The following is a 26,095-nucleotide window of genomic DNA, read 5'->3' on the forward strand; positions in this document are numbered from 1 at the left end:
AATAAAAAAGGCTTTCAGATTAAATCTGAAAGCCTTTTTTATTTTACAATAAATTCACTATTTTACTTGTTGCACTAAGTATTATAATCACTATATTTGTTGTACGAAATATTATTGCAACAAATATTAATATGCAAGACGGAAAATTCAATAAATACTCATTCATTTTAGAGCGAACAGCAAAAAAAGTGAAGCAATTCGCACAAAATTCATTTTCAGAAAACGAATTTGACATCACTGTGGATCAATGGACAATCCTGAAAACACTTTACGAGAATGATAATCTCCTGCAAAAAGAACTTGCTGAGAAATGTTGTAAAGATCAACCTACACTAACACGAATTGTTGATTTATTAATCAAGAAAGGATTAACAGAACGAGTTGTCCATCCATCTGATCGCCGTGGTCTCTATTTACATTTAACAGATGATGGTCAAAAAAAAGTCGAAGCATTCTCCCCTATTGTTTCAAGCATTAGAATGAAGGCATGGGAAAATTTGACTGACGAAGATTTTAATGCATTCACACGTATATTGGACAAAATTTATAAAAATTTAAGTAATTAAAATTGATATGATTATAACGGACATATGTATCATAGGTGCTGGACCTGTGGGTTTATTTGCTGTATTTGAAGCAGGATTATTAAAAATGAGGTGTCATCTAATTGATATTCTTCCTCAAGTTGGTGGTCAATTATCCGAAATATATCCGCATAAGCCGATTTATGATATACCTGGGTACCCCACTATTCGTGCTCAAGAGTTGGTTGACAATCAGATGAAGCAAATTGAACCATTCCATCCCACATTTACGCTTGGCGAACGGGTTGAGGGTTTAGAAAAACAAGAAGATGGTTCCTACATCGTTGTAAGCTCTGAAGGAACACGTATCCACTGTCAAGTTGTTGTTATAGCAGGAGGATTGGGCTGTTTTGAACCTCGAAAGCCTGAACTTGCCAATTTAGCCAAATATGAAAGAAAGGGTGTTGATTATATGGTCAAAAATCCTGAAGAATATCGTGATAAAAAAATTATTATTGCTGGTGGTGGTGACTCTGCACTGGATTGGACAATCTATTTGTCAGGAATTGCAAAAGAGCTTACTTTGATCCACAGAAGTGACTCTTTTAGAGGTGCACCAGATTCTGCAGACAAAGTATATGAACTTGCTCAACAAGGGGCAATCAATTTATTATTGTCCCATAATCTTGCAGATGTGCACGGATCAGATTTTTTATCTCATGTAATAGCAATTAATAAACAAAGAGAAGAAATCAAAATGGAGGCAGATTATTTCATCCCGCTATTTGGTCTAACACCAAAATTAGGCCCTATCGCAAACTGGGGTTTAAATATAGACAAGAATGCGATTGAGGTGAATACAATGGACTACTCGACTAATGTAGCACGTATATACGCTATTGGGGATATTAATACATACCCGGGTAAATTAAAATTGATATTATGTGGGTACCACGAAGCTGCATTAATGGCTCAAAGTGCCTTCAAATTCGTATACCCCGATCAGAAATTGAGTTTTAAATATACAACTGTAAATGGAATCAATACTTTTTAACCATGGAAAATATTATTGAAATAGAAATTGAAGACCGAGATGGTAGTACACAGAAAATTGAAGTGCCAACAGACATGAACTTATCGCTCATGGAATTACTAAAGGCTACTAATTATGAAGTATTGGCAACTTGCGGTGGTATAGCATTATGTGCCACATGTCATGTACAGATAAAATCTGGCGCAGAAAATCTTTCAGAACCACAGGAGCAAGAATTGGATATGCTTGACACGCTGCCTGATGCCGATGATGATAGTAGATTAGCTTGCCAACTGTGGTTAAAGAATGAAAATGATGGCTTAAAAATCAAAATAAAGGGAGCATTACAATAACAAAGTGTACTTTTTACACCCAAATTTTTCAAACAACAAAAAAACACATTAATAATCTATGCAATTAATCTGCTTTACAAATTACTGATTAACAACACTTAATAAACGTAACAAAACAATAGAAGAGCATTTTTTGAGCAAAAATGACAATAAAAAGCAACTATATATAAAGATATTTTAGTTTTTTGAATGAAAAATTAAGATATTTGCAGCAGGATTACAATTTTCCGAATATTTTATATAAATTTCAAATAATATGCTAAGCAATCGTTCAGATAGAAAATTCCCAAAAGTTATCATAATTGGTGCAGGTTTTGGAGGAATTGAAGTTGCTAAAAAGTTAAAAAATAAGAATGTAGAGGTATTATTATTAGATAAAAATAATTTTCATACATTCCAACCTTTAATGTATCAAGTTGCTACAGGTACATTATCTGCAGATTCTATCTCATTTCCTATACGTAAGATGTTCAAGTCTCAGGAAAATTTTAGTTTCAGAATAGCAAGTGTAAATCACATTGACTCTTCCAATAAGACGGTTCAAACGGATATCGGTGATTTTGAATATGATTATTTAATTGTGGCTACGGGTGCTACTACAAATTTCTTCGGAAATCAGCAGATTGCAAAATATGCTCTGCCTATGAAAAGTATTCAAGAAGCGTTAAACATTCGGAGTTATGTCTTACAAAATCTTGAAAAAGCTGTTCAAATTGAAAATCCAGAAGAGCGTAAGCCATTCTTAAACTTTGTAATAGTTGGCGGTGGTCCCACGGGTGTTGAGCTTTCTGGTGCAATTGCTGAAATCAAAAATAATATTCTTGAAAAAGATTATCCTGAATTGCGCAAGGAAGAAATGAATGTGTACTTAGTTGAAGGTCAAAGTAAAGTCTTGGCGAATCTATCGGCTAAATCCTCTGAAGATTCTGAAAAATACTTAAAAGCTTTAGGTGTTAAAATATTATTAAACGTTTCTGTTACTGGCTTTGATGGCACTGCAATTTCTTTCGGAGACGGTAGCGCGATTGAAACAAAGACTGTAATTTGGGGAGCTGGAGTTGCTGGTCAGTTTCCAGAGGGCTTCAAAAAAGAAAACATCCAGCGAGGAAATCGTATTCAAACTGATGATCAATGCCGTGTATTAGACATGGAGAATGTCTACGCTATCGGTGATGTATCAGCTTTTATTACGGATGAATTACCACGGGGTTTACCTGGTGTGGCTCCTGTAGCACAACAACAGGGTAAATATGTTGCTCAGCATATCTGCAATGTGATGAATAATCAATCTACAGAAAAATTCTCTTACTTTGACAAAGGTTCAATGGCAACAATAGGCCGTGCTAAAGCAGTTGTTGATATGGGTAAAATTCACTTCAATGGATTCTTTGGTTGGATTGTGTGGATGTTTGTCCATTTAATGTCTATTTTTGGATTTAGAAACAAAGTTGTTACCTTTATCAATTGGACTGTGAAATTCTTCACAAAGAACTCTGGTGTACGATTAATTTTTTACAAATTCAATCAGCCAGCTCCAGAAGTAAAAAAAGAAGATTAAATACTAGAAGATAACTAAAATGGATAACAAGACAATTGCTAAAAAATTCAAGTTATGTAGTCAACTTATGGAACTGCATAATGAAAACCCTTTCCGAACAAAAGCAATTGCCAGTGCATCCTTTAAATTAGATAAAGTACCCTTTCTTTTGGAAACTGCATCTTTTGAAGAGATTAGTAGCCAACCAGGTATTGGAAAAAGTACCGCAGAAAAGGTTAAAAAATTAGCCGAAACTGGTTCATTTGATGAACTCGACGCTATGTTAAGCATCACTCCAGAAGGTCTTTTGGAAATGCTTAACATAAAAGGCTTAGGTCCTAAAAAAATTCAAATCATTTGGAATGACCTCCAAATTGAAAGTGTAGGTGAATTGTTATATGCTTGTAATGAAAACAGGCTAATAGAAGCTAAGGGTTTTGGTTTAAAAACGCAGGAAGATATTAAAAAATCCATTGAGTTTTCAATATCCAATGAAGGCTGGTTTTTATATGCGAAGGTTTTATCTCATGCGGAAAAACTATTTACCAAACTCCAAAAAAGCTTATCCCCCACCTTGATTTCTTTTACAGGTGATTTTCGAAGAAAATGTGAAGTATTAAGCTCTGTTGATATCTTATTGGACGCAGATAAAAATAGTACATTAACCTACTTAAATACAAACTATCCAAATAGTCTGAAAGAAGAAATCGAATACACCGCTCTGCGAGATGAAAACGGATTTTCTTTTCACATCTATTTAACTACTACAGGAGACTTTCATAAAAACCTACTGTTAACAACGGGTTCAAAAAAACACCTAGAGGGTCTAAACCATGAACTTATTACGGCTTTAGCTTCCGAACAAGCTCTTTATATGGCTCAAGGTATGGATTATATCGAACCTGAGTTAAGAGAGGGCTTAAATGAAATCATTTTGGCTAAGGCGCATGAATTACCGATACTGATTAATTTTGATGACCTAAAAGGGACTTTACATAATCACTCGACCTATAGCGATGGAGTGCATAGCTTAGCTGAAATGGCTCGCTATTGTAAGGACGAGCTTGGACTCAACTACTTTGGCATTTGTGATCACTCTAAAACTGCAGTTTATGCGAATGGTTTATCTATCGAACGTGTGCAAAAACAGTGGGAAGAAATTGATTTACTTAATCAAGAATTAGCACCTTTTAAAATTTTCAAAGGTATTGAATCTGATATTTTAGGCGATGGTTCCTTAGATTATCCTGATGAAGTTCTTGCTGGCTTTGATTTTGTGGTTGCATCCGTTCATTCCAATCTCAAAATGGATGAGGAAAAAGCAACTGCTCGCTTATTGAAGGCAATAGAAAATCCATATACTACTATATTAGGTCATCCGACGGGACGCTTATTATTAAGTAGGTCGGGCTATCCTTTAGACTACAAAAAAATTATTGATGCATGTGCAGTCAATAACGTTGTTATTGAAATTAATGCGAATCCGTTACGGTTAGATTTAGATTGGAGATGGCATCGCTACGCGATAGAAAAAGGTGTGCTTTTAGCCATTAATCCTGATGCACACCGTACTGAAGGCTTAAAGGATATGCATTACGGTATATTTGTTGCAAGAAAAGGTGGTTTATCTGCCAAAAATTGCCTTAATAGTTTTTCTTTATCAGAAATTGAGGATTTTTTCAACAAAAAAAAGAAATAGGATTTTAAAGGAAAACCATTGCTAATTTTTAAATAGCAATGAAAATCTCTTATATTTAGCATTTATATCAAAGTATAAAGTGTTGAGAAATTTATCCTATTTATTCGTATTTCTTTTTTTACTCCCTTTTATTACAAAGGCACAATTATTATCCAACAAAGAAGAGTTTTCCCGAAAAGATTCATTACGAGGTCAATTGACCCCATTAAGGACGTGTTATGATGTCACTTATTATCATCTTGACATAGATATTGATATCAAAAAAAGAAGTATTTCTGGGAGTAACCTTATCAAATTTAAGACCATAGCGGATTTCAATCGTATTCAGATTGATTTATTTGACAATATGGCTATCGATAAGATTCTTTATAAAGGAAAAAAACTTAAATATACCCGTGAATTCAATGCTGTATTTATAGACTTCCCTTCGAAAATCAAGGCAAAGAGTATAGATTCGATAAATGTCTATTTCTCTGGGGTTCCACATCAAGCGAATCGCGCACCTTGGGATGGAGGATTTGACTGGAAAAAAGACAGTAATGACAAACCCTGGATAGCGAGTGCAAATCAAGGTGTTGGAGCTAGTTTGTGGTGGCCTAATAAAGATCATCAATCTGATGAACCCGATAGTGTCCTCATCTCGGTAACTGTCCCCAAAGATCTCATGAATGTTTCAAATGGTCGATTAAGAAGTGTCGAAACCATTGGCAAGAAAAAATCCAAATTCAATTGGTTTGTCTCAAATCCGATAAACAATTACAACATTGCAATCAACATCGGAGACTATGTCCATTTTCAAGATAGTTTTAACGGTGAGAAAGGTAAGCTAGATATTGATTACTACGTACTACGGGAAAATAAAAATCGAGCAAAACCACATTTCGAGGCGAATGTTAAACCGATGCTCAGCGCTTTTGAATATTGGTTTGGCCCCTACCCTTTTTATGAAGACAGTTTCAAACTTGTAGAAACGTCTCACTTGGGGATGGAGCATCAAAGTGGTATAGCATATGGCAATCGTTTTTTAAATGGCTATCTGGGCAGGGATGGGTCTGGTACAGGTTGGGGGCTCAAGTGGGATTTTATTATCATCCACGAAGCGGGACACGAATGGTTTGGCAATAACATCACTGCAGCAGATATTGCTGACATGTGGATACACGAAAGTTTTACTAACTATTCGGAATCACTATATATTGACTACTATTTCGGTAAAAAAGCGGGTCAGGAATACCTCCATGGAAACCGCCGAAGCATACAAAACAAAACACCTATACAGGGACAGTATCATGTGAATAATGAAGGATCTGGAGATATGTACAACAAAGGTGGTGTACTGCACAATATGATCCGGACGATTATAGCTGACGACCATAAATGGCGCAACATTCTTCGTGGATTAAATTCAAAATTTTATCATCAACAAGTTAATTACGATGATATAGTCAATTACATCAATCAAGAATCTGGTTTTAATTTCAGTTCAATATTTGAACAATATGTAAAAACCACAGCCATTCCAGTTCTCATAATCACGGATCAAGATGATGGAAAAATCAAAGCAAAATGGAAAAATACAGTTGATAATTTCGAAATGCCCATCTACATTGGGACAGCTGATAATAATTTAAAAGCAATTAATATCACGAATGACGATCAAACATTAAATATACCCAATCTATCAAAAGAAAATATAAAGATTGACACTTTTAATTACTACATTGACGTTCAGAAAAATTAATTTCGGAGTTAAAACATAAGAAAATGCTTAATTAAACGTTTACTTGTTATCAACTTAAAGCTCCACAAAAGAGTTCTAAATTATCAATAAAAAAAATCAAGACTTACACACAAAAACTAATAATTTTTAGTAGGTTTGCATATTCATAAAAAGTAGCTTAAAATACAGCAAATGGGTTTATTTAACTGGTTTACACAAGAAGTTGCCATCGATTTAGGTACCGCAAATACCTTAATCATCTATAATGACAAAGTAGTAGTTGATGAACCTTCAATTGTAGCTTTTGATCGTACGACTAACAAAGTAATTGCAATCGGACGTCAGGCAATGCAAATGGAGGGTAAGACACACGATAATATAAAAACAGTACGCCCCCTTCGAGATGGTGTTATTGCTGATTTCACTGCCGCTGAACATTTGATTCGTGGTATGGTGAAATTAGTTAATAATGGTAAAAGTTGGTTCTTCCCTTCTTTAAGAATGGTTGTTTGTATTCCTTCAGGAATTACTGAAGTAGAAAAGCGTGCCGTACGTGATTCTGCAGAAATTGCAGGTGCAAAAGAGGTTTATTTGATTCATGAGCCAATGGCAGCAGCTGTAGGTATCGGAATCGATGTTGAAGAACCAATGGGTAATATGATTATTGATATTGGTGGGGGAACTACAGAAATTGCAGTAATAGCGCTTTCTGGGATTGTTTGTGATCAATCAATCCGTGTCGCTGGTGATAATTTCGATTCGGATATTGTTCAATACATTCGTAGACAGCATAATATCATGATTGGTGAGCGTACTGCGGAAAAGATTAAAATTGAAGTTGGAGCTGCTCTACCTGAGTTGCAGGATCCACCTGAAGATTTCGCTGTTCAGGGGCGTGATCTTATGACCGGCATTCCTAAGCAGATCACCGTATCGTATACCGAAATTGCACATTGTTTGGATAAATCTATTTCGAAAATTGAGGAAGCAATTTTGAAGGCATTAGAAATCACTCCTCCAGAATTATCGGCAGATATCTATCAAACGGGAATATACTTGACTGGTGGAGGTGCTTTATTGAGAGGTTTAGATCGCAGAATTCAGGCTAAAACAAAATTACCGGTACATATCGCTGAAGATCCTCTTCGCGCAGTTGTACGTGGTACGGGAATAGCATTGAAGAATATCGGAAGATTTAAATTCTTAATGCAATCATAATTGCCACGTCATAAGATTACACATGCGATATAGTTGATTTTTCACTATATCGCTTCTTTATTAAATAGCAAAGCAATAATAATTAAAAAATGAAATCCCTCTGGTTATTCCTTAGACGTTACAACGCTTTCTTTTGGTTTATCCTATTTTTTGGATTTTCGATGTTCCTGGTTGTCACCAATAACACCTTTCAACGCGCTAGTGCACTGAACTCATCAAATAGTTTCATAGGTAATATCTATGAAAAGATAAATTCTTGGAAAAGTTATCTTTCACTAACGGAAACCAATGATGGATTGGTTAAAGAAAATGCTAATTTAAGAGCTAAATTAGAGAACTACCTGACTACAGATAGTGTTAAGATGCTACAACCTGCTATTGATAGCAGCGATTTTGGACGTTATGAATTTATCACCGCAAGTGTCATCAACAACAGTATCCACCGTAAAAGCAATTACTTAACTTTAAGTAAGGGATCTTTGGACGGTATAGAAAAAGGGATGGGAGTACTCGCTCCTAATGGTGTAGTAGGTATTGTTCTTAATGTAACACCACATTTTTCTACAGTTCAATCGCTCCTTCATCCAGACACAAAAATTTCTGTTACTTTAGACCATAGTGATGTCTTTGGTTCATTAGTATGGGGAAACAATGTAGATTATAGATTTGCAATGGTTAAAGAAATCCCAAACCATGTTAAAGTTAAAACTGCTGAAAAAGTCTTTACATCAGATTATTCCGGGCATTTTCCTAAAGGTATTCTAGTGGGAGCTGTCGTAGAAACGGGGATCTCTTCTGGCGATTCTTTTCTGGACTTAAGAATTTTATTAAGCACTAATTTTTCAAATCTGGATCACGTATATGTCGTTAAAGATCGATTAGCAAAAGAATTAAAACAATTAGAAGAAACGAATCAGGACAATGGCTAGAATATTATTATTTAATATCATTCGATTTATAGTACTTATAAGTATGCAGGTATTTTTATTTAAAAATATTGGCTATTATAATCTAGCGACTCCATTTCCTTATATTCTAATAATCTTCCTCCTTCCTACTGGAATGCCAAACTTTGTTTTGTTTTCCATTGCTTTATTAACAGGCTTGGCTGTCGATACTTTTTATGATACATTAGGTGTAAATGCAGCTGCATGCATCGCATTAGCTGCGTATCGTGTATTTTTCTTAAAGATTACGATAGAAAACGATATGGATAGTTTCATTACCCCCATATTAGGTGAGATGAATTTTAAATGGTTTTTATCGTACACCTTTTTTGGAACTCTAATCCATCATTTCGTACTGATTTTGTTGGAAACATTCAGTTTCAAACACTTCCAATATACACTAGCAACTATTGGTTTAAGTTGTATCTTTACAATGGCTATTTTACTCATATTCAGTTTTCTTTTTTACAAGAAGAAGAGTAGGATCTAATCGTACCGAAAGGTAAAAAATAGGACATAAAAATCTATGAATAGTTTTTTTGCACGTAAATTCGTTATCCAGGGCATTATTATTAGTATTGCAATATTAATAATAGCTAGGCTATTCTACCTTCAAATTATCGATGATTCTTATATACATTCTGCAAACAGTAATGTGATGCGGAAAGTTATCGTATATCCTGCTCGTGGTGTCATATTAGACCGAAAAGGTCAGGTTTTAGTCCAAAATGAGCCTGTATATGACTTAATGGTTACACCTAGAGAAGCGAAGGATATAGACACGGCATTGTTATGTCAATTAATTGATATTGATAAGGAAGGCTTTATAAAGCGTATGAATAAAGCAAAGGCACATTCACCTTATCGTGCTTCTGCGTTCGAAAAACAGTTATCCTCTCGCACCTATGCGCATTTACAAGAATATTTATATCGCTTTAGGGGATTCTATGTACAAAATAGAACTGTCCGCAGTTATCCGGATAGTATAGCGGCTCAGTTTCTAGGATACGTTAATGAGGTAAATGAGAAAGATATTGAAAGATCGAATAGTTTTTATCGCCCAGGAGATTATATAGGTCGAACAGGTGTAGAACGTTCTTACGAAGATTTATTGCGCGGAAAAAGAGGTGTTAAAAACCTAATGGTTGATGCACTAAATAGACCGAAAGGTGTATTTATGGAAGGTCGATATGATACTTTAGCGGTTGCTGGTGAAGGATTGGTATCGTCTTTAGATAGAGAGTTACAAATCTTAGGTGAAAAACTGATGAAGAATAAGATGGGTTCTATTGTGGCAATTGAACCTTCTACCGGAGAAATTCTTGCATACGTGAGTAGCCCTAGTTACAATCCCAATGATATGGTTGGGCGCGAAACAGGTAATAATTTAATGAAATTATTAAAAAACAAAAGTAATCCACTTTTTAATCGACCTATTCAGGCATCTTACCCCCCAGGTTCCGTCTTTAAGGTTGTGGCAGCCCTTACTGCTCAGCAAGCTGGTGTTATTGATGAAAACACCAACTTCTTTTGTGCGCATGGCTATCGTTATGGAGGAGGTAGAGCTGTCATGGGATGCACGCATTACCATGGTCCTACTTCGCTAATACAATCAATTCAAGTCTCTTGCAACACCTACTATGGTTACACGTTTGCAAAAATGATTGATTCACGTGGTCTTTCCGGTCCTAAAGCTTATGATTTATGGTACGAAGCAATTTCAAAATTCGGTATTGGTCATCCACTGGGTATTGATCTACCTGGTGAAAAAGGAGGCTTATTGTACAAATCCGATTATTTCACCAAAAGGTACGGAAATGATAAGTGGCGTTCATCATTTAATATTTCATTGTCCATTGGTCAGGGTGAAATGGGGGTTACTCCCCTTCAAATGGCGAACATAATGGCTATTGTTGCAAATAGAGGGTTTTACTATCGACCGCATTTAATAAAGGGAATTGGAGATAAAAAGATAGTCAAGGAAGAGTTCACAGAAAAAATATCTGCCGGCGTAGATGCTAAATATTATACACCTATTATAGAAGGCTTAAGTAGAGCAGTCAATATGGGAGGAGGAACCGCTTTTGCAAATAGAATAGCAGATATCGAAATGTGTGGTAAAACGGGTACAGCGCAAAATCCACATGGTGAAGATCATGCTGTATTTTTTGCTTTTGCACCTAGAGATAATCCTAAAATTGCTATTGCTGTATTTGTTGAAAACGCAGGGTATGGAGGTGTTTGGGCTGGTCCAATTGCGAGTATGATGGTGGAAAAATACATAAAAGACACCATTACTATGCCCAAGCATATCCAAGATCGTATATACAATGCTAACTTCATGCCTGTTCAAAAAGTTGAAGTAAAAAAGACAGAAGTAAAAAAGGCGACAGATTCAACTAGAAGTAAGCAGGATACTACGAAAAGTATAACCCGCATAACAGCAGCAATTCCACAAGAATATAGTTTTTATCATAACGTTGTAAAGAGAGTTCATGAATAACCAAAAAAATAGTTTTTTCGGAAAAATAGATTGGTTAACCATTTCTTTGTGGCTTGCGCTATGTATAATTGGCTTGTTCAATATTCATGCGGCTGTATATGACCCAGAAAATCCAGGTCTATTTAATATGGCAACCAAATATGGGAAACAGTCTATGTATATTGCTTCGGCTTTAATACTAGGCATAACTATATTAATTATTGATGCAAAATTTTTCAGTTCAGCATCGCCTATCATTTACGCTTTTGTTATTCTATTATTAATTGCAGTACTAGTCATTGGTAAAAACGTAGGAGGTAATCAAGCATGGATTGATTTGGGTTTTTTTAGACTTCAGCCTTCCGAATTTGGAAAACTTGCTACCTGTCTACTTTTGGCAAATTACCTTAGCTCACAAAGCAATAAAAACCCGAATCTACACACACTTGCAATCGGTTCTGGTATTGTTCTATTTCCTGTATTTTTAGTTATGCTCCAACCAGATACTGGTTCTGCATTAGCTTTCTTTTCCTTAATATTTGTCTTTTACAGAGAGGGTTATGTTAATAATAATTTCCTGCTTTTTGGTGGATTATGTATCGTCCTATTCGTAGCGGCTTTGTTAGTTAATGCATGGATACTAATTGGTATACTTGCCATTATTGCTGCATTTTTCATGTGGACTTTTAGAAAGAAGAGAAAACATCTGATTAATTTAGGAATTCTTTTTGCTGTTTCTTCTGTTTTCATACTATGTGTGGATCTTGTCTATAACCATGTTTTACAATCCCACCAAAGAAACCGTATTGACATCATCCTAGGAAAAATGGATGATCCTAGAGGCCAAGGTTATAATTTAAATCAATCCAAAATTGCTATTGGATCTGGTCAATTTTGGGGTAAAGGATATCTTCAGGGCACACAGACTAAATATAACTTTGTTCCAGAACAAAGTACCGATTTTATATTTTGTACTGTAGGAGAAGAATGGGGATTTGTAGGTTCTATCTTTCTGATTGGTATATACTTAACACTGCTACTGCGTATTATTCATATCGCAGAACGCCAACGCTCTGCCTTTGCCAGGATTTATGCCTATGGTGTAGCTTCCATCCTATTCTTCCATTTTTTCATTAATATAGGAATGACCATTGGAATTGTACCAGTTATTGGTATACCACTACCATTCATTAGTTATGGGGGATCTTCTTTATGGAGTTTTACCATATTATTATTTATTATGTTAAAGTTTGATTCCAATAGAAAAGGAATTGTGTAAAAGCAATTCCTTTTCTATCGGAATCAAATAGCTCTAAAATTAATCCAATAACGCTATCAACCAAAACCATTGGTCATATTGACAATACATGATCAAAGTACGCAACAATCATAATTTCTGCAATATTTAATGGAAGCAAAGTCAAATAGAAAGTAATGAAGTCTTATTCCATATATTTATCTTGTATACCTCGTCATATCGTTCTTAAATAACAAAGTGTACAATTATCTATTTTATCAAAACGAGCGATTACAGAATTGACCTGCATTTTTCGAACTTCCACTTCCATATAACACCTATTGTCGAAAACTTGTTTACTGACGGTAATATTTTCTTCTTTTACCACACGCATGACGTCATTCATTGCTAAATAGTCAAATTCAATCTTATAAATATCATTAACTGTTTTCTCGACAATATTTAGCCCTGCTAAAACTTCTTGGGTTGCTGTTTTATAAGCATTTATCAGTCCCGGTACACCTAATAGTGTTCCGCCAAAATAACGGACTACCACAACAATAATATTTGTTACATCTTGTGACAACAACACATTCAATATAGGCCTTCCAGCGGTACCAGATGGTTCCCCATCGTCATTCAGTCGATAAACAGTTCGATCTGGACTCATACGGTAGGCCCAACAGTGATGACGCGCTTTTGGATGTAATACTTTTAATTCCCCGATGATTTCTTTTAATTGATCTTCATCCTTAAATGGGTAAGCATAAGCTATAAATTTACTTCCTTTATCGCGAAATATTCCTTCTCCTCTATCTTCAATGGTACGATATGTATCTTCAAATAAACTCACAAATATGTAATGATTAAAACTGAGACAATAGAAAGTGCTAAACCTATTTTATTAATAAAACTTAGCCTTTCTTTAAATAATAGAACGCCAACAATCGCTCCAACAGAGATAACCCCAATATTCATTCCTGTAAATACTATGGAGGGGTTATCGGGAAGAGCACGATGTGCTTTCATATAAAATAAGATATTTCCAAAATTAAAAAGTCCAAGTACAACTCCATAAAATAAAGATTTAAAAGAAAATACTTGCTTTTCAAAAACTAAAAAATAAATCAGGAATAAAAATGCCACTACCGTCGATAATAGAAAAACGATAAACATTGAAGTCATATAAGGTATAGCCTGATGAAGTGCGATTTGTTTGAAAAGAATATCAATAATACCCATTCCAATAAACACAATAATGGGGTAGATTATACTTCCAAATCTATTTATTTGTGTCTTATTGTCTTTTTGCCATCCAATAGAACATATTATAGCAAATAGACCTACAAGAATACCAATGCCCTTATTCCAAGTGATTACCTCAGAAAAAAGTATAAAAGACGCTAACAGAGGGATAAATAAAGATAACCGCTGTGCAATTTCAGTTTTAACCAAACCTATATGTTGTAGGGTTAAGGCAATAAAGACAAAAAGAGTTGGAAGCAAGGTTGCCAACGGAAAATACAATCCCCAGGGCATATTCGAAAATGTTATACCTTCCAATTTTGGTCCTAAAACGAAATAGGTTAGCATAGCTGCAACCGGGTAATTCCAAACAATAATTTGTTTTGTACTCAACTGCTGGAGTTTTGCAAACTTTAATAAGATGGCAACAGTAACGCTACACAAAACACTTAAAAGGACAAAAATCATAAACTTCAATAATTCTTAAGACCAATTTCATTTGTTCTGGTCACTTGTTCCAATTTTACGAAATATTCTGCATATTTCACATTAGTAGTAGTAGTATAGGATGTTGAATGATATTTTTTTAAAACGATTTCAGATAAATAAAGCTATACATATAAATTATTCCAAATATGATTTTAACAGTTACCTCAAAAATATCGTATTTCCCCTAACGATGTTCCAAGATATATATCAGATTTTCAACTAGCCTTAATTACTTATTACTTACTAATCAATGTGTTATACTTTTTTTTATAACCTAATATTCTTCTCTAATTTTAAAATGATGTTTATACTGTATTTCATCTGTACAAAGCTGTATTTCATCTCTACAAATAGGTGTAACATGTAAAAACAGGAGCAAATACCTGATTAAATTCTTAAATATTAAGGTATAAATTGTAATAAAAAAATGAAATATTACAGTATTTATAATGCAAAAAATATAAAATTTTGCACCATTTATTACTGTAAAAAATCACTAAAATATCTAATAATATATCAGTATTTAATAGACTTATAATCGATTAAATATATGCTTAATTAGCATAAAACATGATTTAAACATTATAAAGAACATATAAAGGTCGAAATAACCAACGATTATATCGATTAAAAAATAGAATAAATATCATTAAAAAAGCTACAATAAATACACAAAAAACAGCATGAAAAAATAATTTATATTTATATTGTTTTTATCAAAAACATGCGTATATTTGGAATATCAAAACGGATAAATAATGACAAAGATGAATACATATTTTTTTATTTACTTTTATTTTAAAAAATAAGAGCGGGAACAAATTTGTAAAAATCACACGATATTAAAAAGCAAAAGTTCCGGTCATCAATCGGAACTTTTGCTTTTTATCAGAACATATAAAACAGACAATGAGTTTAAAAATTGCAATACAAGGAGCAAAAGCCTCCTTTCACGAGGAAGCATCATTTAAGTATTTTGGTGAAGACATCGAAACAGTAGAATGCGATACTTTTAAGAAAACATGCGAATTATTAAAGCAGAAGAAAGTCGATTATGTCGTAATGGCTATAGAAAACTCAATTGCAGGAAGCATATTACCGAACTACAATCTTTTAAGAGACTATAAATTTAACATTGTAGGCGAAATTGCTTTAAGTATCCATCAAAATTTACTTGCGTTGCCTGGTGTTAAACTTGAAGATATAAAATTCATTGAGTCCCATCAAATGGCTATTCGTCAGTGTGAAGAGTTTTTACAGGAATTACCTAATGTTAAAATATCTGAAAGCTCTGATACTGCAGCATCCGCATCAAAAGTAGCAAGTCAAAAATTAACAGACACAGCCGCTATTGCAGGTACACTAGCGGCAAAAACATATGGACTAAATATCTTAGAAGCAAAGATTGAAACAAATAAAAAGAATAGTACACGTTTCTTGATATTATCCAATGATGTGGAAGAACAAAAGAACACGAATAAAGCATCCCTGTCATTTCAAACGGGCAATTCAGTCGGTTCTTTAGCATCTATATTGCAATGTTTTGCGGAACAAAATGTCAATTTAAGCAAGATTCAATCTATTCCAGTCATCGGAAAAAGAAATGAATATGATTTTTTTGTTGACGTAGAATGGAAAAAGCAATCAGACTATGATGCGGCTATTCGTAAAGTGCTAAAACATAGCATCAACTTCAACATTATGGGTGAATATGTGAAAAACGACCGCATTTAAGTAGTAATAAATCAAAGTTTAAAATAAAAACTCAAAATAAAACATGAAAAATACATTGGATATCGTCCCTTTAAAATCTTGGTTAGATACAGGAGACAAACCTTTAATTATTGCAGGACCTTGTAGTGCTGAAACAGAAGATCAAGTACTTTCTACAGCACATTTATTAGCAAATACGGGTAAGGTAAATGTTTTACGTGCTGGTATATGGAAGCCTCGTACTCGTCCAGGAGAATTTGAAGGTATTGGTTCTATTGGCTTAGAATGGTTAAAAAGAGCAAAAGCTGAAACGGGTTTATTAATTGCAACAGAAGTTGCAACTGCGAAACATGTTGAAGAAGCATTAGCTGCTGGAGTAGATATATTATGGATAGGTGCTCGTTCAACTGCAAACCCATTCACAGTACAAGAAATAGCTGATGCATTAGTTGGAGTAGATATCCCCGTTTTTGTTAAAAATCCGGTAAACCCCGATTTATCATTATGGTTCGGTGCATTAGAACGCATAAATCGTGCTGGTATCAAAAAGTTAGGTGCTATACATAGAGGTTTCTCTTCTTACGAGAAATCGGCTTTCCGTAACGAGCCTATGTGGGACCTTGCTATCCAATTGAAGTCTTTATGCCCAGAGTTACCGATCATCAATGACCCAAGTCATATCTGTGGTAATCGTGAATTGTTACCATACATTTCTCAAAAAGCAATGGACATGGACTTGCAAGGTTTAATTATTGAATCACATATTGACCCTTCAGTAGCTTGGACAGATGCAAAACAACAGGTTACTCCTGCTGCACTATCTGATCTAATCGACAACCTGAACTTGCGTAAAGCAGATTCAGACAACCCTGCATTTGAAGATAAATTAGCTGAATTACGTAGCAATATTGATAAATTAGATGATTTAATTATTCAAAAAATTGGTGAACGTATGAAAATTGCTGAGAAAATTGGCGAATATAAACGTGATAACAATGTGACAATCTTGCAGATGAACCGTTGGGATGAAATCATTCAAAAACGTACTCAACTTGCTGAAGCTCTAACTTTGAGTAATGATTTTGCTGTGAAATTTTTAGAATTAATTCACAATGAATCTATTCGTAAGCAAAATACGATCATGAATCAACCTACGGCGGAGGCATAATGAATCAACAGGTGATTACACTTACTCACCCATCAAAAATCATAAATGGTACGGTTCAGCTTACTGGTTCAAAATCAGAAAGCAACCGTGCCCTTATTATTCAAGCGCTGGGAAAAGAGAAAGTACAAATAAAAAATCTTTCGCAAGCTTTTGATACGGTTACCCTAAAAGAAGCCCTTCAATTGGCCGCAAATCCACAATCGGAAATAAATAAAATCGATATTGGACCAGCAGGAACGGCGATGCGCTTTTTAACAGCCTATCTAAACTTAATTAAAGGTAACTTCATCCTAACAGGATCTGAACGTATGCAACAAAGACCTATCGGTATTTTAGTTGATGCTTTAAAGACCATTGGTGCCGATATTCATTATGAATCAAAATCGGGCTTTCCTCCTCTTAAAATCGAGGGCGGTATGATACAGGGAAAAGATAAGATATCCATTAAAGGAAACATCAGTAGTCAATATATTTCTGCATTATTACTTATCGCGGCGACGTTGAAAAAGGGTTTAACCCTTGAGATTGAAGGAGAATTAACTTCAAGACCATATGTTACAATGACTTTGAATATGTTGAAGGAAGTTGGCATTCAATATGAATGGGTCAACAATACGATTCATATCTCTCATCAAGAAATACAAGAAGCGACGATTTATGTGGAACCTGACTGGAGTGCGGCATCTTATTGGTATGCTATTGTAGCACTTTCAAACTCGGGTTCTATCGTACTCCCAGGATTAAGAAAAAACAGTCTACAGGGTGATATTGCCATTGTAGAAATCATGAGCCATTTTGGTGTTGCATCCTCTTTCGAAGAAGATGGTTTACATTTGACTAAAATAAGTGAACCTTCTGGCAAAACATTTTTCGATATGAAAGAATGTCCAGATTTAGCCCAAACGATAGTCGTTGTAGCAGCAGCTTTAAGACGAGATATATCCTTAACAGGGCTAGAAACTTTAAAAATTAAAGAAACTGATCGAATTGCAGCATTAAAAACTGAGATTGGCAAATTTGGCGCAAAATTGGTGGAAGATGGAACAACTTATCATATCAAGACAGATGAAGTTTTCGAACCGACCACTATTTCTTTTGCCACGTATGAAGATCATAGGATGGCAATGGCATTTGCTCCTCTTGCGTTGGTTTTCAAAAATATTAACATTGAAGAGCCGCATGTTGTCGAAAAGTCTTATCCAGATTTTTGGAAACATTTAGCTAATCAAAACTTTATTATTACTTAGTAATAAACACCGCAATAATACTCCTATTATTGCGGTTTTACCTATATTTATAGAAATTATATTAAATCATGGCAGGAAATTCATTTGGCGATTTATTTAGAATTAGCACTTTTGGGGAATCTCACGGAAAAGCGATTGGTGTTATTTTAGATGGTTGTCCTCCAAATATAGCTATTGATGAGGATTTTATCCAATCAGAATTGGACAAACGCAAGCCTGGTCAATCAAAAATAACCACACAACGGAAAGAAAGTGATACTGCTCAAATTCTTTCTGGTGTGTTTGAAGGTAAATCAACGGGCACACCTATTGCGATACTGATTCCTAACGAAGATCAACGCTCTAAAGACTATTCACATATAAAAGATATCTTTAGACCTTCCCATGCAGATTACACATACCATATGAAGTATGGTCATCGTGATTATCGCGGTGGTGGTCGCTCTTCAGCACGAGAAACGGCTGCGCGGGTAGCGGCAGGAGCTATAGCTAAATTATTTTTAAAACAAAATGGCATAGAGATTTTTGCACACGTTTCTGGTGTTGGTAAACTTGAATCTCCAAATCTGGATACCAAAGACTTATCTGCATTATTAGATTTACGAGAATCTAATATAGCAAGGTGTGCTGACCCCGCCACAGCTAATGAAATGGTTGCTTTCATTGATTCTGTTCGCAAATCTGGAGACACGGTTGGCGGACGCATTTCCACAATAATTAGAAATGTACCTATTGGTTTAGGTGAACCAGTCTTCGATAAACTTCATGCAGATTTGGCTAAAGCGATGATGAGCATCAATGCTGTACATGGTTTTGAATATGGTTCTGGTTTTGCAGGATCCGAATTATTAGGCTCAGAACACAATGACCTTTTTATATCGGAGGATAATGATATTCACCGTACAAAAACTCATACTAATTTCTCAGGAGGAATACAAGGAGGAATTTCAAATGGAATGGACATCACCTTTAAAACAGCTTTTAAGCCTGTTGCTACCATTATGAGAGATCAACAAACTATTGACGCTAATGGCAACGAAGCAATAGTCCAAGGAAAAGGTAGGCATGATCCTTGTGTCGTTTCACGCGCCGTTATTATTGTTGAGGCAATGGCTGCATTAGTAATTGCTGATCATTTATTAAAACAATCTAGTTACAAAAATGTCAGATAAAAGTGAATTCATTTTAGGTGTAGATATTGGTGGTACACATATTAGTGCTGCATTAGTTAATAAATCGACTTGGAAAATTGTTTCTAATAACGTGGTGAGAAACCACGTTTTTTCGCAAGAAAGTGCTAAATCGATTTTTCTATCTTGGGCAGACACAATCAATAACTGTATAAAAGCTACAGCTCTTCCTATAAATTATATCGGCATTGCAATGCCTGGTCCCTTCGATTATGAAAATGGTATTTCACTCATTTCAGGTCAAAGCAAATATGATGCATTATATCAGATGAACGTGAAAACCCCATTGGCAGTTCTAATCGGTATTCCCGAAAAAAATATTCATTTCATTAACGATGCGGCCGCTTTTCTACAAGGTGAAGTCTTTGCTCAAAAACTAAATACACATGAGCGGGTATTAGGAATAACATTGGGGACAGGATTAGGTTCTGCAGTCTGGAACAAAGGAGATAAGTCGTTTGATGCTAATCTATGGGATACCCCGTATGAAAATTCGATCTTTGAAGAATACCTTGTAACGAGATGGTTTATAAGGCGCTTTAAGGAGCTCACTGAGCTAGAAGTTTCAGGACTTAAGCAAATCATCAATGAACACACAAATAACCCAGCATTTAGCATTATTTGTAAAGAATACGCATCGCATCTTGTTGATTTCTTGTGTTTTTTTAGTGAAAAATATAATTGTACGAATTTTATAATAGGAGGAAATATTGCGAAAGCACTACCAATACTCTTAAAAGACAAACAAGATCAGCTAAACTGCTTTACAATAAAAACAGCAACTTTAGGTGAAGAAGCTGCTATTATTGGTGCGGCAGCACAGTTCTCTTAGATTAAATATCCCTCACTGACTAAAATAGTGGGGGATATTTATCTGGATTACTTTCATTCATCATTTCAAATACAACTTCTACTATATCATCACTGGAAGGCTTCGTGAAATAATCGCCATCTGATCCATATGGAGGTCTATGCGCTTTTGCACTTAAAGTACGGGGTTGACTGTCCAATAGATAATAACCATTCTGTTCTTCTAGGATCTGTTGCAATATAAATGCTGAGGCTCCCCCTGGTACATCCTCATCTACGACCAATAATTTGTTTGTCTTTTTTAATGATTCTGCACACAAATGTGCCTTATCAAAAGGTTGTAATGTCTGTGCATCAATAATCTCGATATTTACACCTAATCTATCCAATTCCATGGCAGCTTCTTCCACTACACGCAAAGTAGAACCATATGAAACGACCGTAATATCAGTACCAGTTCTGACACACTCTGCATATCCTATTGGAATTGTAAAATCTCCTATATTATCTGGTAAGCGTTCCTTTAGTCGATAACCGTTTAAACATTCAATAACAAGAGCTGGCTCATCCGATCTAAATAATGTATTATACATACCCGCAGCTTGAGTCATATTGCGTGGTACACAAACATGTAAACCTCTCAATGTTCCTAAAATCATAGACATAGGAGATCCTGAATGCCAGATTCCTTCTAGACGATGGCCTCGTGTGCGAATGATTACAGGAGCTTTCTGCCCTCCAAAAGTCCGATAACTCAAACTCGCTAAATCATCACTAGCAACAGTAATACCATAGAGTAGATAATCTAAATACTGGATTTCAGCAATAGGTTTAAGGCCTCTAATTGCCAAACCAATTCCCTTACCAATAATAGAATTTTCTCTAATTCCAGTATCAAATACACGCAACTCTCCAAATTTTTCTTGCAAACCTGCAAAACCTTGATTAACGTCCCCGATTTTACCTACATCTTCTCCGAATGCCAATAATCGCTCATCTCTATGAAAATTCTCTTCAAAACAAAGGTTAAGTATCTCTCTTCCATCAATAATTTTAGCATCTGAAGAATATCGTGGTTCAATTACTTCTACATGATCCGGACCATTTAACCCTGATGTAAATAACTTCGAATTATATCTTTCAGAATTTACGCCTTGCTGTTGTTTATACCATGCTAAAAGAGCTGATTTACCCGCAATTTCTTTTCCTTTCAATTCGCGAATAACTTTACGTACAGTACTATATACTTCCTTTAATGAAGGTTCTGTTAAGGACTGTAATTGTTTCAAAGGTAACTCGACTAGTTCATCATCAATCTGACTCAATAAATCTATTGCTTGAGAGGCATCAATCGCTAATGCTTTGTTATAATCAGTCCAAGCACGTCTCTGTTCCTTTTTCACAAAGTCCTTTGCTTCCTCATTAATTGCATTTATTTGCTCGGTCGTAGCAATAGCAGAATCAATAAGCCACTTCTCCATCTTTACAATGCAGTCGTGCTCTAATTCCCACTCCAATCGTTCTTTCGATTTATACCGTTCGTGAGAGCCCGAAGAAGAGTGCCCCTGAGGCTGTGTCAATTCAATCACGTGTACAATACAAGGAGTATGATTTTCTCTTGCATATTTTGCTGCACGTTCATAGGTTTGACAAAGACCTGGATAGTCCCACCCTTTTACTTTAAATATTTCAAAACCGTTGCTACCTTCTTCTTTCTGAAATCCTTTTAGAATTTCAGAAATATCACCCTTTGTCGTTTGCACCTCATTAGGAACTGAAATGCCATAACCATCATCCCAGATAGAAATAACAACTGGAATTTGTTTTACACCAGCAGCATTAACTACCTCAAAAAATACCCCCTCAGAGGTGGCAGCATTACCAACTGAACAAAAAATCACCTCATTACCTTCATCCGAAAAGTACTTTAGATAAGATAAATTTGGATTTTCTCTATATAATTTAGATGCCAAACCGAGACCCAAAATACGAGCCATTTGTCCACCTGTTGTTGAAATATCAGAAAAAGTATTTTTTTGCTTAGTTTGGTCTATCCAATTTCCATCTTTATCTATTACGCGAACTGAAAAATGACAATTCATTTGACGACCAGCAGATGAGGGATCATGCTCAACATCTGGATGAGCATACAATTGAGAGAAAAAATGATAAACAGTACTTAGACCACTTGCAAAAGCTAATGTCTGATCTCTGTAATATCCAGAACGCCAATCACCCTTTTGAAAAACTTTAGATACAGCAATTTGTGCCAATTCTTTCCCATCTCCAAAAATCCCAAATTTTGCTTTCCCTGTCAAGACTTCCTTACGTCCCAGTAGACTAACATACCTGCTCTCTACTGCAACCTTATAATCTTCAACAATAATTTTTCTAAAGTCATCAAAACTTAATTTCGAACTTAAATCACTGCCTTGGTCTAATGTGGTTTCCAACATATTATATTTCAGTTTCCAACAAATTTAATAAAAATAATATTCTAAAATAATCATTATTAGCATTAATAAAAAATTGTAGATATCTATTTAAACAATATAAATATTTGTTTGAGGGAATTAGCATCTACAATTCCCTTATAGCTACTCTACTAAAGAGTCTTACCAATTTAATCGCTAATCCTTATCTTTGATAAAATAAATAAATAAAAAATTGAAACTTCAAGAACTTCCCATCCACCCCAGCCTTTTAGCTAATTTGGAGCAATCAGGATTAAAAAATCTAACTCCAATTCAAGAGTATGCCATTCCGAGTATTCTAAATAAAAATGACCTGATAGGCATCTCTCCAACAGGAAACAGGGAAAACTGAAGCATTTGCTATTCCAATTTTACACCACTATTTAACACAGGAATACTCTCTTAATGAACAAACACTTATCCTGAACCCTACCCGTGAATTAGCAATTCAAACACAAAAGCGTATAGATGCGTTAACACAAGGTGGCCCAATAAAAACGATTTCAATTTGTGGTGGTCAGGCTTATGCCAAACAAATAGAGGGCCTAGCTGATTATCCAGCAATTATTATTGCTACACCTGGGCGCCTAATTGATTTGTTTGAACAAAGTAAAATATCATTTGATTTAATAAAAATACTAGTTGTCGATGAGTTTGACCAACTCCTACAGTTAGGTTTCATAAAGGAGATAAATCAAATTCTAAATCTGTTGCCAAAAAATAGACAGACTCTATTTTTCTCAGCAACATTCCCTAATGACATCTTACGCATTGCAAATAAAGTGCTTAAAAACCCAATTAAGATTGAAATAAAGAAGGATGAAAAAAATGACGTAATAAAAGAAAAGGTATTTTATGTTGACAAAGCCAATAAGAAGAAACTTATAAAACATTTAATAGCATCAAGTCCAGATGAGCAAATACTCATTTTCAGCAGAACAAAGCATGCTGTTGATCGCATCGTTCAAGACTTAAGAAGAGAAGACATCGTCGTTGAAGCTTTGTATGGAGATAAATCACAAAAAACCAGGATGCAAATACTTGGTGCTTTTCAAGAAAAAAAAATTCAAATCCTTGTTGCAACAGACGTAATTGCTCGTGGAATTGATATTGATAGCCTTCCTGTCATTATCAATTATGAAGTTCCAGATAGCGGTGAACTTTATCTCCATAGAATTGGAAGGACGGGACGCAATATGATTACGGGTAAAGCCTATACTTTTTGCGATGCTGAGGATAATAATAAATGGATTCAACTGCAGTTATCTTTAAATAAACAAATAAAAATTGAGGACGAACATCCATATGTATTAGGCTGGAAGCAAATGATCTCAACCAGTGAATTGAAAAAATTGACGAGAGGAAAAAAATAAGATTTAAAATTGTTCCTCTTCATTGTATCCCTTTCTTAATAAAATGTTTATTTTTACCATTCATTACAATGATTGAAATATAATATGAGTACAATACATTTATTTAACGACGATGAAAATTCTAGCGAAAACTTACTCGGAGACCTTTCTAAAACCATCATTATCAACTCCTTACTAGAAACGCCATTTAAGGAGCGTGATGAAAATTGGGTAGCAGAATTCCTAGGTAACATTGGTGAATCAACTTTTCAATTAGCCGAATCAGAATTGATTATTGGTCCCGATGGTTACCCTTATTTTCAATTGGAAAATGCTCCTAAAGACCAAAATTTTCAAGCATTTGTAATCAAGTATAAATTGAAAACCTTTCTCTTGAAAAAAGGTATGGGCCTAGCTATCAACACACATCAAGAACAACCAGACTGGATATTCACGTATGGCGACATTGTAAACTACTTTTTAAATAATGAATTTTATTCTGACGAATCTATTTTTTCTAAAAAAACAGAGGAGACACACATCGATAAGGATGAAAAAATATTAATAGGACAACCCTCCGAAACCATTCTTCCACAAGACTTGCGCCATAATTTAAGAGAATACTTGGTAAACATGGGAGTGAAAGAGCCTAAAATAATGTTAATTGCGAGAAACTATGAGGACCAAAGTTTAGTAAGTCAGGATTTGGTTTTCAATATCACACCTACCATGTTTCAATCAGAACAGGATTTCAAACAGATTATGTCATCCATATCATGGTTTCTGCCGAGGCATTACTCATACATGGGTATCGATGAACAAACAATTGAAAATGGTTTTATGCCCTTATAATAATGAAATTAAAAAATATATTACCGATTGGCCTATTATTAGTAGTAGGCTCCTGTTCAACGAGTCGACAATCAGAAAAATTAAACAAGGATGAATGGATCAGCTTATTTAATGGCAAAAATCTAGATAATTGGACCGTAAAAATTCATCATCATGAAGTAGGCGTAAACTTTGCCAATACCTTCCGAGTTCATGACAGGGTCATACAGGTTAACTATGATGGCTATGAAGACTTTAATGATCAGTTTGGACACCTTTACTACGACACTCCTTATTCGGACTATCACCTTCAAATGGAGTATCGTTTCTACGGTGATTTACAAAAAGGAGCTCCATCATATACATTAAGAAATAGTGGTGTGATGTTTCATTCACAGGATCCAAGAACGATGCCCAAAGAACAAGATTGGCCTATATCAGTTGAGATGCAATTTTTAGGTGGCTTAAGTGACGGAAAACCAAGACCTACAGGCAACATGTGCTCACCAGGCACAGAAATCGTTTATAAAGGAAAACAATTAGAATCGCACTGTATAGAATCCACTTCAAAAACCTACGACGGAGACCAATGGGTAAAGGCAGAACTGATTGTCCATGGCGATTCATTGATAACGCACATTATAAATGGAGACACAGTACTTCAATATAGCCAACCTACTATCGGCGGTGGAGTGGTAAATAAATATGATCCAAGAATCAAAATTGATGGAAAAAAATTAAAACAAGGTTTTATAGCCTTACAAAGTGAAGGCCAGCCTGTAGAGTTTAAAAATATTTATCTGAAAGATTTATCAAAAAAATAAAA

General features: G+C 34.9%; 23 protein-coding genes. 20 read left to right on the forward strand and 3 right to left on the reverse strand.

From position 1 onward, the window contains the following. Positions 1-131 precede the first annotated feature (131 nt). The 11 genes from ACFX5U_RS14025 to rodA all read left to right on the forward strand — a co-directional run bounded on the left by ACFX5U_RS14025 (position 132) and on the right by rodA (position 12,792). Positions 132-566, forward strand: a complete 435-nt coding sequence (locus ACFX5U_RS14025; RefSeq protein WP_038699321.1) for a MarR family winged helix-turn-helix transcriptional regulator — start codon at positions 132-134, stop codon at positions 564-566. A gap of 7 nt (positions 567-573) precedes the next feature. After that, on the forward strand, positions 574-1,578 hold the full coding sequence (locus ACFX5U_RS14030) for an NAD(P)/FAD-dependent oxidoreductase (RefSeq protein ID WP_400261098.1): 1,005 nt from the start codon (positions 574-576) through the stop codon (positions 1,576-1,578). 2 nt (positions 1,579-1,580) lie between these two features. Further along, entirely contained in the window at positions 1,581-1,910 is a 330-nt protein-coding gene (locus ACFX5U_RS14035) for a 2Fe-2S iron-sulfur cluster-binding protein (RefSeq protein WP_400261099.1), read from the forward strand. A gap of 256 nt (positions 1,911-2,166) precedes the next feature. Further along, the gene (locus ACFX5U_RS14040; RefSeq protein ID WP_400261100.1) at positions 2,167-3,468 is read left to right on the forward strand and encodes an NAD(P)/FAD-dependent oxidoreductase; all 1,302 of its coding nucleotides are present in this window, start codon (positions 2,167-2,169) and stop codon (positions 3,466-3,468) included. 19 nt (positions 3,469-3,487) lie between these two features. Beyond that, complete coding sequence (locus ACFX5U_RS14045) at positions 3,488-5,146, forward strand: helix-hairpin-helix domain-containing protein (protein WP_400261101.1); 1,659 nt, start codon at positions 3,488-3,490, stop codon at positions 5,144-5,146. Positions 5,147-5,225: 79 nt separating this feature from the next. After that, the gene (locus ACFX5U_RS14050) at positions 5,226-6,887 is read left to right on the forward strand and encodes a M1 family metallopeptidase (protein ID WP_400261102.1); all 1,662 of its coding nucleotides are present in this window, start codon (positions 5,226-5,228) and stop codon (positions 6,885-6,887) included. Between the two features lie 171 nt (positions 6,888-7,058). Next, positions 7,059-8,084, forward strand: coding sequence for a rod shape-determining protein (locus ACFX5U_RS14055; RefSeq protein WP_021191193.1), 1,026 nt, complete (start codon positions 7,059-7,061; stop codon positions 8,082-8,084). An 89-nt stretch (positions 8,085-8,173) separates the two neighbouring features. Further along, positions 8,174-9,013 carry a rod shape-determining protein MreC gene (mreC, locus tag ACFX5U_RS14060; protein ID WP_038699451.1) on the forward strand — a complete coding sequence of 280 codons (840 nt, stop codon included), beginning with the start codon at positions 8,174-8,176 and terminating at the stop codon, positions 9,011-9,013. Positions 9,014-9,056: 43 nt separating this feature from the next. Beyond that, on the forward strand, positions 9,057-9,521 hold the full coding sequence (locus tag ACFX5U_RS14065) for a rod shape-determining protein MreD (RefSeq protein WP_400261103.1): 465 nt from the start codon (positions 9,057-9,059) through the stop codon (positions 9,519-9,521). 36 nt (positions 9,522-9,557) lie between these two features. Continuing rightward, the gene (mrdA, locus tag ACFX5U_RS14070) at positions 9,558-11,534 is read left to right on the forward strand and encodes a penicillin-binding protein 2 (protein WP_400261104.1); all 1,977 of its coding nucleotides are present in this window, start codon (positions 9,558-9,560) and stop codon (positions 11,532-11,534) included. Beyond that, the gene (gene rodA / locus ACFX5U_RS14075; RefSeq protein WP_038699457.1) at positions 11,527-12,792 is read left to right on the forward strand and encodes a rod shape-determining protein RodA; all 1,266 of its coding nucleotides are present in this window, start codon (positions 11,527-11,529) and stop codon (positions 12,790-12,792) included. Before mrdA ends, rodA begins: the two co-directional genes overlap by 8 nt. A 193-nt stretch (positions 12,793-12,985) precedes the next feature. On the opposite strand, the gene ACFX5U_RS14080 is transcribed toward rodA, so the two are convergent. Together ACFX5U_RS14080 and ACFX5U_RS14085 are read right to left on the reverse strand one after the other, a co-directional pair. Then, positions 12,986-13,603 (reverse strand): IMPACT family protein, encoded by a 618-nt coding sequence (locus ACFX5U_RS14080; RefSeq protein ID WP_400261105.1) that lies wholly within the window; start codon positions 13,601-13,603, stop codon positions 12,986-12,988. Then, positions 13,600-14,388 (reverse strand): EamA/RhaT family transporter, encoded by a 789-nt coding sequence (locus ACFX5U_RS14085; protein ID WP_284180463.1) that lies wholly within the window; start codon positions 14,386-14,388, stop codon positions 13,600-13,602. The genes ACFX5U_RS14080 and ACFX5U_RS14085 overlap by 4 nt, the downstream gene beginning before the upstream one ends. A 1,005-nt stretch (positions 14,389-15,393) precedes the next feature. On the opposite strand from ACFX5U_RS14085, the gene ACFX5U_RS14090 reads away from it, so the two are divergent. The 5 genes from ACFX5U_RS14090 (at position 15,394) to ACFX5U_RS14110 (ending at position 20,634) form a co-directional block, all read left to right on the forward strand. Further along, positions 15,394-16,218 carry a prephenate dehydratase gene (locus ACFX5U_RS14090; protein ID WP_038699463.1) on the forward strand — a complete coding sequence of 275 codons (825 nt, stop codon included), beginning with the start codon at positions 15,394-15,396 and terminating at the stop codon, positions 16,216-16,218. Positions 16,219-16,261: 43 nt separating this feature from the next. Next, positions 16,262-17,365 (forward strand): chorismate mutase, encoded by a 1,104-nt coding sequence (locus tag ACFX5U_RS14095; RefSeq protein WP_038699465.1) that lies wholly within the window; start codon positions 16,262-16,264, stop codon positions 17,363-17,365. Continuing rightward, complete coding sequence (gene aroA / locus ACFX5U_RS14100) at positions 17,365-18,612, forward strand: 3-phosphoshikimate 1-carboxyvinyltransferase (RefSeq protein ID WP_400261106.1); 1,248 nt, start codon at positions 17,365-17,367, stop codon at positions 18,610-18,612. The genes ACFX5U_RS14095 and aroA overlap by 1 nt, the downstream gene beginning before the upstream one ends. 68 nt (positions 18,613-18,680) lie before the next feature. Next, positions 18,681-19,784 carry a chorismate synthase gene (gene aroC / locus ACFX5U_RS14105; protein ID WP_038699471.1) on the forward strand — a complete coding sequence of 368 codons (1,104 nt, stop codon included), beginning with the start codon at positions 18,681-18,683 and terminating at the stop codon, positions 19,782-19,784. After that, positions 19,774-20,634: an ROK family protein gene (locus ACFX5U_RS14110; RefSeq protein WP_400261107.1), complete on the forward strand. Its 861-nt coding sequence runs from the start codon at positions 19,774-19,776 to the stop codon at positions 20,632-20,634. The genes aroC and ACFX5U_RS14110 overlap by 11 nt, the downstream gene beginning before the upstream one ends. Positions 20,635-20,653: 19 nt before the next feature. Here ACFX5U_RS14110 and ACFX5U_RS14115 read toward each other — a convergent pair whose 3' ends face one another. Continuing rightward, complete coding sequence (locus ACFX5U_RS14115) at positions 20,654-23,068, reverse strand: thiamine pyrophosphate-dependent enzyme (RefSeq protein WP_280566544.1); 2,415 nt, start codon at positions 23,066-23,068, stop codon at positions 20,654-20,656. A gap of 211 nt (positions 23,069-23,279) precedes the next feature. Here ACFX5U_RS14115 and ACFX5U_RS14120 point away from each other — a divergent pair, with 211 nt between their 5' ends. The 4 genes from ACFX5U_RS14120 to ACFX5U_RS14135 all read left to right on the forward strand — a co-directional run bounded on the left by ACFX5U_RS14120 (position 23,280) and on the right by ACFX5U_RS14135 (position 26,093). Then, on the forward strand, positions 23,280-23,438 hold the full coding sequence (locus ACFX5U_RS14120) for a hypothetical protein (RefSeq protein WP_400261108.1): 159 nt from the start codon (positions 23,280-23,282) through the stop codon (positions 23,436-23,438). Positions 23,439-23,454: 16 nt separating this feature from the next. Further along, positions 23,455-24,459, forward strand: coding sequence for a DEAD/DEAH box helicase (locus tag ACFX5U_RS14125; RefSeq protein ID WP_400263599.1), 1,005 nt, complete (start codon positions 23,455-23,457; stop codon positions 24,457-24,459). An 84-nt stretch (positions 24,460-24,543) separates the two neighbouring features. Then, entirely contained in the window at positions 24,544-25,290 is a 747-nt protein-coding gene (locus ACFX5U_RS14130; protein WP_038699477.1) for a hypothetical protein, read from the forward strand. 2 nt (positions 25,291-25,292) lie between these two features. Further along, entirely contained in the window at positions 25,293-26,093 is an 801-nt protein-coding gene (locus ACFX5U_RS14135; RefSeq protein WP_400261109.1) for a DUF1080 domain-containing protein, read from the forward strand. The last annotated feature ends 2 nt before the right edge of the window (positions 26,094-26,095 follow it).

The sequence above is a fragment of the Sphingobacterium sp. SG20118 genome (assembly GCF_044740685.1).
In the GTDB taxonomy this organism is placed as follows: Bacteria; Bacteroidota; Bacteroidia; order Sphingobacteriales; family Sphingobacteriaceae; genus Sphingobacterium.